Source organism: Komagataeibacter intermedius TF2, from assembly GCF_000964425.1.
GTDB classification, from domain to species: Bacteria; Pseudomonadota; Alphaproteobacteria; order Acetobacterales; family Acetobacteraceae; genus Komagataeibacter; species Komagataeibacter intermedius.
On the sequence record NZ_BANF01000016.1, the window covers coordinates 1 to 14,119 of the forward strand.

Annotated in this window: 11 protein-coding genes; 2 read left to right on the forward strand and 9 right to left on the reverse strand. The window is 63.8% G+C overall.

Annotated elements, in window-relative coordinates; all coding sequences use genetic code 11:
• Positions 1-214 precede the first annotated feature (214 nt).
• From B7449_RS03485 to B7449_RS03495, 3 genes are all read right to left on the reverse strand, one after another.
• The gene (locus B7449_RS03485) at positions 215-2,623 is read right to left on the reverse strand and encodes a TonB-dependent receptor (RefSeq protein ID WP_235721182.1); all 2,409 of its coding nucleotides are present in this window, start codon (positions 2,621-2,623) and stop codon (positions 215-217) included.
• A 196-nt stretch (positions 2,624-2,819) separates the two neighbouring features.
• Positions 2,820-4,097: an MFS transporter gene (locus B7449_RS03490; protein WP_235721181.1), complete on the reverse strand. Its 1,278-nt coding sequence runs from the start codon at positions 4,095-4,097 to the stop codon at positions 2,820-2,822.
• Positions 4,078-4,989 carry a LysR family transcriptional regulator gene (locus tag B7449_RS03495; protein ID WP_039735907.1) on the reverse strand — a complete coding sequence of 304 codons (912 nt, stop codon included), beginning with the start codon at positions 4,987-4,989 and terminating at the stop codon, positions 4,078-4,080. The genes B7449_RS03490 and B7449_RS03495 overlap by 20 nt, the downstream gene beginning before the upstream one ends.
• A 116-nt stretch (positions 4,990-5,105) precedes the next feature.
• Here B7449_RS03495 and ggt point away from each other — a divergent pair, with 116 nt between their 5' ends.
• Positions 5,106-6,857 carry a gamma-glutamyltransferase gene (gene ggt / locus B7449_RS03500; protein WP_235721180.1) on the forward strand — a complete coding sequence of 584 codons (1,752 nt, stop codon included), beginning with the start codon at positions 5,106-5,108 and terminating at the stop codon, positions 6,855-6,857.
• 312 nt (positions 6,858-7,169) lie between these two features.
• On the opposite strand, the gene B7449_RS03505 is transcribed toward ggt, so the two are convergent.
• The 5 genes from B7449_RS03505 to mobA all read right to left on the reverse strand — a co-directional run bounded on the left by B7449_RS03505 (position 7,170) and on the right by mobA (position 12,335).
• Entirely contained in the window at positions 7,170-7,523 is a 354-nt protein-coding gene (locus B7449_RS03505; RefSeq protein ID WP_209426705.1) for a hypothetical protein, read from the reverse strand.
• A 466-nt stretch (positions 7,524-7,989) separates the two neighbouring features.
• Positions 7,990-10,194: a pyrroloquinoline quinone-dependent dehydrogenase gene (locus B7449_RS03510; RefSeq protein WP_235721188.1), complete on the reverse strand. Its 2,205-nt coding sequence runs from the start codon at positions 10,192-10,194 to the stop codon at positions 7,990-7,992.
• Positions 10,194-10,580, reverse strand: a complete 387-nt coding sequence (locus B7449_RS03515) for a hypothetical protein (protein WP_039735910.1) — start codon at positions 10,578-10,580, stop codon at positions 10,194-10,196. The genes B7449_RS03510 and B7449_RS03515 overlap by 1 nt, the downstream gene beginning before the upstream one ends.
• 192 nt (positions 10,581-10,772) lie before the next feature.
• Positions 10,773-11,579 (reverse strand): formate dehydrogenase accessory sulfurtransferase FdhD, encoded by an 807-nt coding sequence (gene fdhD, locus B7449_RS03520; RefSeq protein WP_039735911.1) that lies wholly within the window; start codon positions 11,577-11,579, stop codon positions 10,773-10,775.
• Between the two features lie 135 nt (positions 11,580-11,714).
• On the reverse strand, positions 11,715-12,335 hold the full coding sequence (gene mobA, locus B7449_RS03525; RefSeq protein ID WP_039735918.1) for a molybdenum cofactor guanylyltransferase: 621 nt from the start codon (positions 12,333-12,335) through the stop codon (positions 11,715-11,717).
• Positions 12,336-12,415: 80 nt separating this feature from the next.
• Between mobA and mobB the strand changes: the two genes are divergently transcribed.
• Positions 12,416-12,946, forward strand: a complete 531-nt coding sequence (gene mobB / locus B7449_RS03530; RefSeq protein ID WP_039735919.1) for a molybdopterin-guanine dinucleotide biosynthesis protein B — start codon at positions 12,416-12,418, stop codon at positions 12,944-12,946.
• A gap of 93 nt (positions 12,947-13,039) precedes the next feature.
• On the opposite strand, the gene B7449_RS03535 is transcribed toward mobB, so the two are convergent.
• Positions 13,040-14,119 (reverse strand): molybdopterin molybdotransferase MoeA (locus B7449_RS03535; RefSeq protein ID WP_048883238.1); only part of this gene is annotated, 1,080 nt, incomplete at its 5' end.

Sequence of the window (14,119 nt, forward strand, 5' to 3'; positions counted from 1 at the left end):
AACACATCATGGCCCTTTAGAAAACTCAATTCCCAACAGCCCCCGGAAAGCTTCAGGAAGCACCGCCTTTTTGTAAAAAAGGCGACGCCCGCGGACCGCGCATCGGAACGTGGCGGCCTGCCCATTCCCGTCATCCGGCACCGCAGGGGCACCGGGGTCAGGCACCGGAGGACAGGCAGCCGTGATCGTACCGCAGCCTGTCCGGTCATGCCATTCAGAAGGATGTTGAAACCGTCCCGATCATGGAGAAGTTCGCCATCGGGTAGTAAAGCGGCGACCCGCCACCCGCAATCCGGTTGCCGTTCACGCCATAGGTCGGGTGCGCGTTGGTGGAGAAGCTGTAAACGCCCGCCGCTTTGTACGTGCCCGTCAGGTTGGTGAAGTTGAGCTGGAACGTCGGGGACTGCGCACGCCAGATCTTGGGGAAATGGTAGCCAAGGGACAGCGTGTCTGTGTAATAATGGCTCATGTATTCGTCATTCATGAACGACGAATACTGACGGCCCGTGTAATGCAGGCTGAAGTTCATGAAGAACGGCCCTTCATTATAGGTCGTCCCGATGCTGAACATCACCTTTGGCGTCATGACCGGCGTCTTGCCCTTGGTCCGCAGGTAATCCATCTGGCCATCTTCCGCCGCGGCCGGCAGGTTGTTGTCCATGGTGGCATGCAGGTATTCAAACGACACATATGGCCGGAAACGGTGCAGAAGCGGGCGCGTGGACAGCATCACGTCAACGCCACGTATGGTTTCACCACCGGCATTGACGGTTTCACTGACCGCGTCATTGTTGGACGTATAGGTATTCAGTGTCAGCAGACGGTTGGTGATGTTGAAGTTGTACAGGCTGACATCCGCGATCAGGAACCTGCCGGAATAACGGTAGCCCAGTTCTTCCTTGATGGAATACTGCGGCTTCACGTTCGCACCCGATGTCGTCATCGCGCCGGTGGTCAGGCTGTAGCGCGTCACCAGCCCTTCGGGTGACGGCGCGCGGAAATCACCTTCCGCGTTGACATAGATCTGGTGGTGCGGCGTCAGGTTCCACGACCACGAAAAACGCGGCATGGGCGACACGAAATTGCTGGTCATCCTGCTGTTCGATCCCGGCAGGTAGCTCTGCCCGGTCAGTTCTTCGGTAAAGATCTTGAAGCCTGCGGTCACGGACATCCTGTGGTTCAGGAAGTATTGCGTGTCTTCCACAAAACCGGTGTGCGAATGATAGGTGCCCAGATAATTCGTGGCGTAATAGATCGAACCGTCCGCCAGATGGTAATAGGTGGATGTATCGTTATCCGCGTACTGCCCGGACGTGACCTGGTTCATTTTCTGGACCGGGGTCTTGAGCGAATAGGAACTCTGTTCGTACCAGTACCCGATCTGCCCTTCGTTGTTCTTCAGGTGCCAGTGCAGGGTGCTGACCACGCCACCCTGCTGGTTGAGGGAGATGGCCGGCTCCGACACGTCCTGATAGGCGCTGGTGACCGCACCATCCCCGTTCAGGTCAACCGCCACCGGCTCGGACCCGGAATAGGTGTGGCCTTCCTGCAGGCGCGCCGCCGTATTCAGCGTAAAGGCCGAACGTTCGTAATACGGCACGATGCTGAGCGACAGCAGGTGGTTCAGGCGCAGCCTGACCGGCAGCGAGGTGTAGAACGTGTCCTTGTCATTGCCATGCACGCCATAATAGCTCTGCGGGGAAGTGGGGATCGGACCGGCATCGTAGTTGAGCGGGATGCTCGGCTTGGTCCCGTTCATGTCCGCTTCCAGGTTCGCCAAGGTCGGGAAACGGTTCTGGAAGTTGTGGCTGTGATTGTAGCCAAGGAAGAAGTCGATCGTGCTGCCGTCGTTGAACTTTTTCTGCAGGCGGTAATCCAGATGCTTGCGGTCGCTGATGCCCGACCCGCGCCACGGTTCCGCACGGGTATGGGACAGGGAAATATAGCTGGTGACGCCGGAATGCCCGATCTCGCCCGAATCAACGCGCAGGAATTCGCGCGAGGTATCAAAGGTGCCGTAGCTGCCTGAAATCATGCCGCCAAATTTTTCCGACGGCGCGCGCGTGGTCACTTCCAGCGAACCGGCAGCGGCGGAGTTGAGCGGCGCGCCAACCGAAGTGGACCCCGGCGACATGGATTCCGCGGCGATATTGTTGCTGTCCACATAGTTCTGGATAAAGCCGGTTGCCGATGACGTGGAGCCGTTGGAAATCGGCATGCCGTTGATCAGCACGCCAATATCGTTGTCGTTCAGGCCACGGCTGCTGATCGCGCCGCCATCGATGCCGCTGGGGTCGGAGGACGATACGTTGACGCTGGGCAGGTTGCGGATCAGGTCCAGCGGCGCGCTGGTCGGGCTCTGCATCGCGATATAGTCCTGCGTCACCGTCTGGACCGCGTGCGCCGCCGTTTCCCGCCGCATCATGCCGCCGCCGGGCGCGCTGTTGCGCTGGGCCGTAACACTGATGCTTTCGGGACGGTCGGGGGACTTCGCCGCGGCCTTCGTGTCCGTGGTGGCCGTCCCCTTCTTCACCACGCGGGCATGGGACGTGGGGGTGACGGACGGGGCCTGCTGCGCGGAAGCGGTCTCCATGACGCCCAGTCCGCCAAGGACCGTTGCCATGACCAGACAGTTCCGTCTGCTCCTCAGGGCACGGGCCAGGGTGGACTTGGTGGCGTTCGGACGAAAAAGCACATGAAACGGCATTGGCAACGTATCCTAGCAGGGCGTCAACGTTCCGACATCGTTTCAAAAATGGACCCGTTGATAAAGGGGCCTCGACTGGGGAAATTATCAACCTGATGTTGATAGTCCCGCCTCAGCCCGGGCGGCCCCGCCGCAGAAGACCCGCCGACAGCAGCAGCGAAACCAGCGCCAGCACCGCCAGCGCCGAGACATAGAGCATGGGAATGCTCTCCATCCCCGTATGCGCGATCAGCGCGGCATTGACCAGCGGCGCAAGGCTGCCAAACACCACCACGCCCGATGAATACCCGATCGCAAGCCCCCGCCCCCGGCTCCCGCGCGGGAACAGCAGGCTGATGAAGCCATCCAGCACCGCGAAATACATCAGCGCCGCCATGTTGAACACCAGCGGCATCGCCAGCAGCGCATAGGAATGGCGGTGCAGGACGGAAAATGCAAGCCATGGCAGGATCATCATGATCACGCACCCCAGCGCGGGCGGGCGTATGTCATGGGTGCGGTCGAAATAACTGGCCAGCTTCCACCGCAGCGGCGTGAACAGCAACTGCGCCGCGTATGTGGTCAGGCTGACGATATAGACGGTGCGTGTCTCGATATGGAAATGATGCCGCGCGTAATACGGCATGTAGATCCCAAGATAGGTAATGCCGCTGCCAAGGGAAATCATGCCCGCGACCAGCAGGGTGCGGATAATGGTGCCCGGTTCGACAAACGGTGCGGCAACGGCTGGCCCGGCGGGCGATGCCAGTGAAAGCAGCCGCCGGCGCAGCACCAGCCCGGCAATGCCCGCGCAGATCCCCCCCAGCGTCGCAATGCGGAAGCCGTAGCCGTCAAACGCGGCAGGCGGCAGCACCACGCTGAGGGCAAGCGCCATGGCGGCGGCCAGGAAGGAGGCAAGGATCTGCCCGATGGGCTGCCAGCTTGCCGCGCGGGCTTCGTGGTGGGGCGAATTCTCGATCAGGCACGACGTGGCGCTGCTGAACTCCCCCCCCAGGGAAAACCCGTGCAGCAGCCGCGCGCCGATAATGGCCACGGGCGCCAGCACGCCAATCGTGTCGTAGCCCGGCGTCAGCGCAAGCAGCAGGCTGCCCAGCGTCATCAGCCGGATGCACAGGATCATGGTCGGCAGCCGCCCCCTGCGGTCGGCATAGGTGCCCAGAACCACCGCCCCCAGCGGGCGGCCGATCATGGTCAGGCCGAACGTGGCCAGCACCAGCGCCAGCGGCGAAAACGCCAGCCCGGAGGGAAAGAATGTCTGGGCGATGGAGCCGGAGAAATAGGCATATATAACGAAGTCATAATATTCGATCACACTTCCGATGACACAGGCGCAGATCACCAGCCTGCGCCCGGGGACGGGAGCGCCCATTTCAGGAAGCGGAGGTGCCAAGATGGCGGATCATGAAGTCAATGAACGACCGCAGGGTCGGCGCATTGTATCGTTCCCTGTGGTACAGCAGATAGATGGGCCGCGACGGCAGCGCGTATTCCGGCAGCAGCGCCTGAAGCTGCCCGTTATGCAGGTCGGCCTGCACAACGTCCTCGGGCAGCATGGCGACCCCCAGGCCCGCCAGCGTGGCACGGTGCATGGCCTGCGTGTTGTTGAACAGCATCCGCCGCTTCATGGGCACGATCACCTGCCCTTCGGCTCCCTCCAGCCGCCATTCGCGCCGCCCCCATGCCTGTGGCGACGTGGCGGAATAGGCAAAGGCAAGCCCGTCATGGGTGGCAAGCTGGTGAGGGTTCACGATTTCCTCGTGGCAGGCGACATAGGCAGGCGCGGCGCACAGGGTCATGCGGTAATCCCCCAGCCTGCGGCAGATCAGTGATGACGGTTCGGGCGTGCCCAGCCGGATGGCCACGTCGAACTTGTCGCGCGTCAGGTCCATCGCGCGCGCGCTCAGCACCACCTCGATATCCACGGACGGGTGCCGCGCCAGATAGCGGGCAATGCACGGCGTGACACTTTCAATGCCATAGGTAATGGGGGTTGTTATGCGCAGGGTTCCCGCCGGGCTGTCCTGCGCCGCCTGCGCCAGTTCCTTCGTTTCATCCACAAGACGGAGGATTTCCTTGCATTTGTCAAAATACAGGGCGCCAAATGGGGTCAGGCTCTGCCGTCGGGTGGTGCGGCGCAGCAGGGTGCTGCCCAGTTGTTCCTCCAGCACGCGCACGTAATTTCCCACCATGGTGGACGAAATGCCACACCGTTCGGCGGCGGCTGTCATGCTGCCGGTCTCGACAACGGCAACGAAGATGGAGATGGCCTGGAAAACGTTCATTATGAACCAACAATTGATAATCTTCTTACCGTAAGCGCATTTATCGGCCCACGTAAAGTTTGTAACGGTGAAGGTACGATATTTTGGTTCAGAGTATGAAAGTTGCTGATTCCAATATGCAAGCATCTGCCAGCCGTCCGTTTCCCTCCGTCCGTTCGCATAAAAAACGTCTTGTCGCCAGCGCGGTGGGTGCGGCCATGCTGATTATTGGCTCAGGCGCCACGGGCCGGGCGCAGGATACGGGCGGCACCGCCCGGGCGCGCCATTTCATGGTGGCCACCGCCAACCCGATGGCGTCCCATGCCGCATCTGCCGTGCTGGAACATGGCGGCAACGCGGTTGACGCCGCCATTGCGGGCCAGATGGTGCTGGCCGTGGTCGAACCGCAGGCATCGGGTCTTGGTGGCGGGTCCGCCATCATGTACTGGGACAAGGGCGGCAGGAAGCTCAACTTTTACGACGGGCTGGCCAGCGCCCCGGCCAGCGTGCCGCAGGACTACGCGCATGACGCGAATGGACAGCGCCTGCCCACCGACGCGCTGGAACGCAGCGGCCGGGTGGTCGCGGTGCCGGGCACGTTGCGCACGCTGGCCCTGCTGCATGCGCGTTATGGCAAGCTGCCGTGGGCGGACCTGTTTACCGACGCGATCAGGCTGGCCCATGACGGCTTTCCCCTGCCGGGCTACCTGCACCTTGTCCTGACCGAACGCCCCGAACTGTCGCGCCTGCCTGCCTTCGCGCAGTATTTTGATGACAGGGGCCACCCCCTGCCACAGGCCACCACGCTGCATAACGAAGCCCTGGCGCAGACGCTGGAACACGTGGCGAAAGACGGTGCGGAATACCTGTATAAACCCGAATTCGCCGCCAAAATCGGGGCCGCTGTCGCCACCGGGGCCTATCCCGGCAAAATCGTGCCATCTGATCTTGCCAATTACCGGGTACGCGAACGCGCGCCGCTGTGCATTACCGCGTTTGGACGCCGGATCTGTTCCGCCGCCCCACCGGTGGCCGGTGGCCTGTCGGTCCTGCAACAGCTGGCCATACTGGACCGCCTGAACATTGGCCACTACGCCCCCGGCAGCGTGGAGGCAGCCCACCTGCTGCTGGAGGCATCGCGCCTGGCGGAAGCCGACCGGCGCAAATACGCAGCCGACCCCGATTTCGTGCCCGTGGCGACGGCGCAGCTGCTTGATCCCGCCTATCTGGACAGCCGGGCGGCACTGGTGTCCGACAGTCGCGCAATGGACAGGGTCACGCCGGGCGCGCTGGCGCAGCATGCCTCCGCGCAGCCAGTATCCGATGCGATGACCGTCCCCGCCACCACGCATCTGGCCATACGTGACAGCAAGGGCAATGCGCTGTCCTTCACCACCACCATCAACCTGAATTTCGGCGCGGATATCATTGTCGATGGCGTGGTGCTGAATAACGCCATCACCAATTTCGCGACCCGCCCGGTGGTGGATGGCCAGACGGTGGCCAATATCGCGACGCCGGGCAAGCGGCCGATCACGACCATGGCCCCGACCATCGTATTCGGCAAGGACGGCCAGCCAGAAGTCATCATTGGCGCGGGTGGCGGCGCGCGCATCATTGATTCGGTCGTGCAGACACTGGTGGGCTACCTGGCGTGGGGGCAGAATATCCGCGCCGCCATTGAACAGCCGCGTATCGGGGCGCAGAACCGTGGCCAGGAACTGGAACGCGGCACCACTGCGGCCGGGCTGGAAAAATCCCTGCGCGACATGGGGCATACGCCCAAGATCGCGGTCATGAACGCAGCGGTGCAGGCCATTACGGTCGGGCCGGACGGTATGCAGGGCTGGGGCGACCCCCACCGCGACGGCGTGGCGATGGGTCAGTAAATATGGCGTCGTGGCGGGGAACAGCCGCCCCGCCTGCTGAACAGACATGACTGCCGCACCAGTGCGCCAGCATGATCCGGGGGATAACAGGGCTGCACCACACACCTGTGGCCTTCGCGCTGAAGCAGGGAAACGCACTGACCCGCGACTGCCCCGGCATAACATGCGACCGGCCACGAAACGGGCCAGTGTGATATACGACGTGACATAAGGGACAGGGACAGCCAGGCTACATCCTGTTGCCTTTTTTCCTGACAGGCGGACACCACGCCACCCGTCCGGTCCGGGATCAGTCCGTTATGAAATGCCCGGTCAGGGCGAGCAGTCCGTCGTGGTCACGCCATCGACCATGGTCAGGGATGAGCAGTGCTCCTGGTGTTCGCGCAGTTCAAGGTTTTCCATGCGCTGGTCCGACGCGGCATGGGCATAGGCCTTGTGCGTGGCGGCGCCCAGCTGCATGTTGGCGTCTTCACGCGTGATCGTGCCTGCATCCAGTTCCGCGCCAAGGCGCTTCATCGTATTCGCCAGTTCGTTGATGGCCTCGTAGCTAATGCCCAGTCTGGCCCCGGAATCATACAGCGCTGATGATTCACATATGGCGCGCCGTTCGTAATTGCCGCGGACCGAGGGGAACTGCTTTTTACATTCAGCTGTCTTCTCGCCCATTATCTGGACCTGTTCATGTGCCGCGCGCTGGCTGTCTGAAGATGCGCATGACGACAGCGAAGCCAGGGCGGGAACCAGGCAGAAGGACAACAGGTATCTGTTCATTTCCAATATATCCGTGGGAAAAAAGATGGCGCCTGCCCGGCTTGCTGAATGCAGTCCCATCAGGTCATGGGAAAGAACCCGGACCGTGCAGGACGGGATGACGGCGGCGACATGCCGAGAACGAAAAAAGCGAGCGATTTCAGATCATTGTGCAAACATCGCGCGTTGTCGCATGTCCATGCCGACATGACAATGTAATAGAATGTAACGTTGCATTGCATAAATGTAATAGCCGACGGTCCATTCCCATGCCCGACGGAAACAGTCATGCGCGCGGCGTATCCGGTACCCGCACGCATAAAAAAACCGGGGCCGCATTACACGGCCCCGGTCGGGATCGGTCACAACAGGACGGATACCCTCAGTTCACGTTATCCAGTGCGTAAACCACCAGGTCATCCGTCACCGGCGTCATCATGAAGTGGTGGCCACCGGCCATGATGGCGACATACTGCTTGCCCTTGTATTCATACGTCATGGGCGTGGCCTGTCCGCCACCGGGCAGGACATCGTTCCACACTTCGCGTCCGGTATGGATGTCGAAGGCATGGATCATGTTGTCCGTCGTCGCAGCGACAAAGATCAGGCCACCGGCGGTAATGACCGGACCGCCATTGTTGGGCGTGCCGATGGTCAGCGGCAGGTGGGTGGGCAGGCCGAACGGACCATTGGCGCGCGCGCTGCCCAGCGGATGCTGCCACAGCACCTTCTGCGTGTGCATGTCGATGGCAGTGATCATGCCATAGGGCGGGCGATTGCACATCATGCCCGTATATTCATCCCAGAAGGGCGACACCACGATACCGTACGGCGTTTCCGCCATGGCCCCGGCCCCTTCGGCACCGCCGCCACCGGGCTTGTAGTTGGGGTCATCCACCGGCATCAGTCCCAGCTTGTCCGCCTTCTTGCGGCTGACCAGCTGGTCATACATGGGCGTGTTGTTCCAGTTGGCGATCAGGATGCCGGTCTTCTCATCATAGGCAACGCTGCCCCAGTCGGACCCGCCGTTATAGCCGGGATATTCCAGCCACGGCTTGTCGATGCTGGGCGGCGTGAACTCACCAACATAATGCGCGCGGCGGTATTTCAGGCGGCAGTACAGCTGGTCGATGGGGGACATGCCCCACATGTCCGTTTCCTTCAGCGGCGCGAAGCCAAGGCGCGGCATGCCAACCGACCACGGCTGCGTCGGCGCGCGCGTATCACCCGGCACCATGCCCGGTGATGGCGCGGGCCGTTCTTCCACCGGCAGCACCGGTTCACCCGTGCGGCGGTCCAGCACGAAGGTCTGGCCACGCTTGGTCGGCATGATCAGCGCCGGAACGCTGCTGCCATCAGGCCTGGTGAAGTCCATGAGCGTGGGCTGGGAACCGATGTCGTAATCCCACACGTCCTTGTGCACGGTCTGGAACACCCAGCGCGGCTCGCCCGTTTTCACGTCGATCGCGACCACGGCGGAGGACACCTTGTTTTCTTCAGGTGAGCGCATGGCACTGTAATAATCGGCAGCGGAATTGCCGGTCGGCACGTAAACCAGCCCCAGCGCGTTGTCGCCAATCATCGCGGCCCACGAATTGGGGGTGCCACGGCTGTAATGCTCGCCTTCCTTCGGCTCGCCATGTTCATGGGGGCGATTGACGTCCCATGCCCACAGGAAGCGCCCGGTTTCGGCGTCATAGCCACGGATCACGCCAGACGGCGCCCAGCGGCGCTGGCCATCAAGGATTTCCTGATTGGTGATGATCGCGCCATTGACGATCGGCGGCGGCGCGGTTTCGGCCACGAAGCCGGGCACGGACTCACCCATCCCCTTCATCAGGTTGACCATGCCGTGCCAGCCGAAGCCTTCGCACACCTTGCCGTCTTCGCTGTCCACCTCGATCAGGCGTTCATCCAGCGTGGCCTCAAGGATGCGGTGGTGGCAGTGCTCGCCTTCCGGCACGGTGGATGAGGTGTAATATACAACCGCCTTGCACGCCGCCGTATAGGGGATGCTGTCGTATTTTTCATTGGCGTGGAAGTGCCAGACTTCCTTGCCCGTGGCCGGGTCGATGCGCATCATGTCGTTCATGGCCGAACACATGTACAGCCCGTCCCCGACCTTGATGGGCGTGGTTTCGGCGGCCCATTTGTTCACCTGCCCGGGCGCGGGCTTGCTGCCGGTATGGTAGATGAAGGCGCGCTTCAGATGACCGATATTGGACGGCGTGATCTGGTCCAGCGGTGAAAAGCGGGTCGCCCTGTCATCGCGGCCATAGCCGGGCCAGTCATCATGCGCGGGGTTGGCCGTAACCTGCTCGACCATCGGCGTGGCCTCGCTGGGTTCGGCGGGCGGCCCGTCGGGAATGTTGGCGGCGTTCACGCCGGGCGCCTGCGGCGCGTTGGGCGACGGGGCGGAAAACGCGTCCTGCGGCGGCGTGGGCGTGCCGGGGGATACGGTGGCGTTGCCGTTGCCGGGCGGCTGGTCGGCGGGGGGCACCTGCGCCAGCGCGGAGACACCGGCAGTACCGGCAATAATGGTGGCGCCCAGCAGCAGGGTGCGCAGGATCGGGGTATGGTTGGACATCATGCGACCTCCCGCACATGGGTTGTGCGTGCCTGTTCCGCACGCCGCAGCACCGGCAGGCACAGCGCCACGCCAATGGCCAGCAGGGTGGGACCGAACACGCGCGGCAGCAGTCCCCAGCCGTCCAGTCCGACCTCCCAGAATGCCCACAGCCATGTAAAGGCGCATGCCCCCAGGTACAGCAGGCCACCGACCGGACGGCCCATGGCCATCAGCACGCCGGCCACCGTAACCGCCAGACCGCAGACAAGGTAGTAAAGCGAGCCACCCAGGAACGCGAGTTCCGCGCCCATGTAGACCAGTGGCAGGCCAAGCAGGATGATGATGACCGCAAGTAAAAGCGTCGCCCATCCTGCGGCGCCGTGCGGTTTCATGAAAGCAGACATAATGGATGTTCCTCCAGTATCATGAAGCGGAGGCTAGTCCCGCGCCCGTTAAACGCGAAAAAACGAAATCGCGAGGTTGGTCACGACTTTATTACTATTGTTTCAGAACTATAAGTATTCCGCCACAAAATGGCGGTCGCCATGCCGGATCGTGAATCCAGACCTGCCACGGTTGCAGACAAAATATTTTTTTTACTTTCTGATAACCAGATCGGGAACCATTACGGATGCAGCGCGCGCGGGTGCGGCCAGATGCAGCCCCGCCTGCGCCGCTACCCGCAGCGCGCGCGCCGTGGGCGCCGATACCGCCACCAGTCCCGGCATGCCCGCCATGATCGCCTTGTGCGCCATTTCATACGAACACCGGCTGGTAATCACGCAGAACCCGCGCCCGAAATCCACCCCGTCACGCAACCCCGCCCCCACCAGCTTGTCCAGCGCGTTGTGGCGGCCAACATCCTCGCGCACATGCATGATTTCGCCATCGGGCGCACACCACGCGGCGGCATGCAGCATGTGCGCGCGGGCATTGAGCACCTGCCGCCCCGGCAGCGCCGCCAGCGCACGGCCTACCGCCGCCATATCAGGCGGCGCGTCGGGAACCGTGCGACGCGGGCGCTCCAGCACGTCACGCGCATCCGTGCCGCATACGCCACAGCTGGTACGCCCCGTCATCGCCCGCCGCCCGCGCGCCAGCAGGCGGTGAAAGGACGGGCCGTCTATGCGCATCTCCACCCCGGCATGGTCGTCCCCGACCCGGACCGTGACATCCTTCAGCGCCGCAAGGTCGGGAATGATCCCTTCGGTCAGGGCGAAGCCCGTGGCAAAGTCACGCAGGTCCAGCGGCGTCGCCATCATCACCCCATGCGCCATGCCATTGAAGGACAGGGCAACGGGGGTTTCCTCGGCAATGTCCAGCACGCGGCCGGTGGCAGGCGCGCCGGGCGCATGCACCGTCATGGCGCAGGACACGATGGCGGATGGCAGGGATCGGGTCATGGCATGGTCCTTCGGGCGCCATGGCGGGTCAGGGTCGCCCGTCCGCGCACCCCGCGCCTGTGGCCAGCCACAGTCATATAGCGCGCGGCATGGAATGGCGGGGCAACAGGCCACCGGCCGCAGACTGTCGGGACATCAGCCGCGTACATACTGCCGGGCCAAGGCATAATCGGCTGGGGTATTGATGTTCATGAACGGGTCCGGGCCACCGGGTGGCACGGCAAACGCTACCCCGCGCGCATCCAGCGCATCGGCCAGCGTGCGCACGCGGGTCATCTCGCGCCGGGTGGCTGGCGTCAGGTGGCCCAGTTGCCGGGCCAGCAGATCGCGGCAGCCCACCGGCCACGCCGCGACAAGGCTGTGCCGCTGTCCCCCGCTGATGGCAAAGGACGGCGCGGGCAGCAGACGGGGCACAAGGTCGGCGGGAATGAACGGCGTATCGCCCGGCACCGTCACCAGCACGTCACACCCCTGCCCCGCCGCCCAGTCCAGCCCGGCCAGCACGCCCGCCAGCGGCCCCACGCCCGCAACCGTATCGGCCAGCACCGGCAGGCCATGGGCCGCAAACCGCGCCGGGTCGCCATTGGCGCTGAGCGCGATGGCGGCACAGCATGGACGCAGGCGGGCAACGATACGCCCAAGGCAGGTCACGCCCCCCAGCATCAGCAGCGGCTTGTCACCACCCCCCATGCGCTGCGCCATGCCACCAGCCATGACCAGCCCGGCCACGCGCGGCGGCTGTTGCACGCCAGACATCAGCGCCCGCATTGCGCAGGGCGGCCCGGAGCCATACCCTGCGCCAGTATGTTGGCCAGTCCATTCAGGAGGTGCGTTTCATGTCCCATCCACCACGGCAGGCGGTGATCGGCATAACCGGGCGCAGCGGGTCGGGCAAGACGCACCTGCTGTCGCGCCTGCTGCCGGTGCTGCGCGCGCGGGGGCTGGCTGTGTCCACCATCAAGCATACGCATCATGATATCGACATGGACCGCCCGGGCAAGGATTCCTGGCTGCACCGCAACGCCGGTGCGGCCGAGGTCATGCTGGCGACGCCGGGCCGGTGGGTGCTGCAGCATGACTGCACGGACGCGCCCCCGTCCCTGACGGACCTGCTGACGTGCATGCGGCGCACTGACCTTGTGGTGGTCGAAGGGTTTCACGCCACCACGCCCGCCTGTATCGAGGTCTATCGTCCCGCCATCGGGAAGGAACCGCTGTTCCGCCATCAGGACAACATCATCGCCATCGCGACGGATACACCCGATGATCCTGCCCTGCCCGCGCACCTGCCGGTGCTGGATGTCAACGATACCCACGCCATTGCCGATTTCGCGTGGCGGCATGCCTGTGCTGTCGTGCTGGACTGAAGGGGGCATTGTGCCATCCGGAAGTCATTTCAGGATTTCGGGGGAGCGTTCTGAAAACGTCTTCCACGCATCAGGCCGGATCGGGGACATGGCCTATATATCAGCCCGGAGCGACATGCCCCATGCCAGGTGTCCGGCCCGCACCGGGCTGTCCTGCGTTACCGCCAGCAGCGCATCCGCGCGGGAAAAGGCGATGATGTCGGATGCCCCCACCGTGGGCACGCGTCGGCACTGCCAGCCCTGCGGGCCCGGATGCAGGCTGACGGGAATGAACACCGTCACCCCCGGCGGCGCATCTGCCGTGAAATCGGCCGTGGCGCACATGCCGGGCCGTGGCATGTCCTGCCCCATGATCGCCCGCAGGTAGGGCCAGACAAACATCAATGCGCAGATGGCCGCCGCCCCCGGGTTGCCGGGCAGGCAGAATATGGTCTGGCCACCGTGTTCCAGCACCGTCAGCGGGCGACCGGGCCGGATCGCAACGCCCCGGAAGATCACCCGCGCGCCCGCATCACGCAGGATATCCAGCATATGGTCCGTATCCCCGACCGATATGCCGCCGGTGGTGACCATGACATCGGCACCGCGCCGCGCGGCATGCAGGCAGGCAGCCTGCCGCGCCACATTATCGGTGGGGGCGGCATGGGTGGTCACGCGCGCGCCGGTGCCTGTCAGCATGGACGCCAGCATGGGGGCGTTTGAATCCGGGCACGCGCCCGGCGCATCCGCCGCCAGTTCCGCGCCATTGGACAGGACCGACACGCGCGGCCTGCGGATCACCGCGACATCCCGCATGCCCTGACTGGACAGAAGGGCGACATGCCGCCAGTCCAGACGCTGCCCGGCGGCGACAAGCCGCATGCCGGACGCAAATTCCTCCCCCTGCCTGCGGATGTTTGCCCCGCATGCGGGCAATGGCGTTGCCGGGGCCACGGTCCCGTCCACAACCGCCATGCGTTCGGCCGCCATGACACAGTCCGCACCCGCCGGGATGCGCGCGCCGGTCAGGATGGTACGCGCATGACCCGGTGCAAGGGGTATCGCCACATCCCCCGCCACCGTCCGGCCCGCGACCGGCAGACGGCCCTGCGCCACCATGGCGTCATGCGCAAAGGCATATCCGTCCATGGCGGAAATATCGGCGGGTGGGCGGCAGGTGCGGGCCATGATGTC

Coding starts and splice junctions, on each gene's coding strand:
- mobB (WP_039735919.1), top strand. CDS start 12,416: ATGTCCCATCCACCACGGCAGGCGGTGATCGGCATAACCGGGCGCAGC.
- mobA (WP_039735918.1), bottom strand. CDS start 12,335: ATGTCTGGCGTGCAACAGCCGCCGCGCGTGGCCGGGCTGGTCATGGCT.
- B7449_RS03510 (WP_235721188.1), bottom strand. CDS start 10,194: ATGTCCAACCATACCCCGATCCTGCGCACCCTGCTGCTGGGCGCCACC.
- B7449_RS03495 (WP_039735907.1), bottom strand. CDS start 4,989: ATGAACGTTTTCCAGGCCATCTCCATCTTCGTTGCCGTTGTCGAGACC.
- ggt (WP_235721180.1), top strand. CDS start 5,106: ATGCAAGCATCTGCCAGCCGTCCGTTTCCCTCCGTCCGTTCGCATAAA.
- B7449_RS03485 (WP_235721182.1), bottom strand. CDS start 2,623: ATGGCAACGGTCCTTGGCGGACTGGGCGTCATGGAGACCGCTTCCGCG.
- B7449_RS03505 (WP_209426705.1), bottom strand. CDS start 7,523: ATGGGCGAGAAGACAGCTGAATGTAAAAAGCAGTTCCCCTCGGTCCGC.
- B7449_RS03515 (WP_039735910.1), bottom strand. CDS start 10,580: ATGTCTGCTTTCATGAAACCGCACGGCGCCGCAGGATGGGCGACGCTT.
- fdhD (WP_039735911.1), bottom strand. CDS start 11,579: ATGACCCGATCCCTGCCATCCGCCATCGTGTCCTGCGCCATGACGGTG.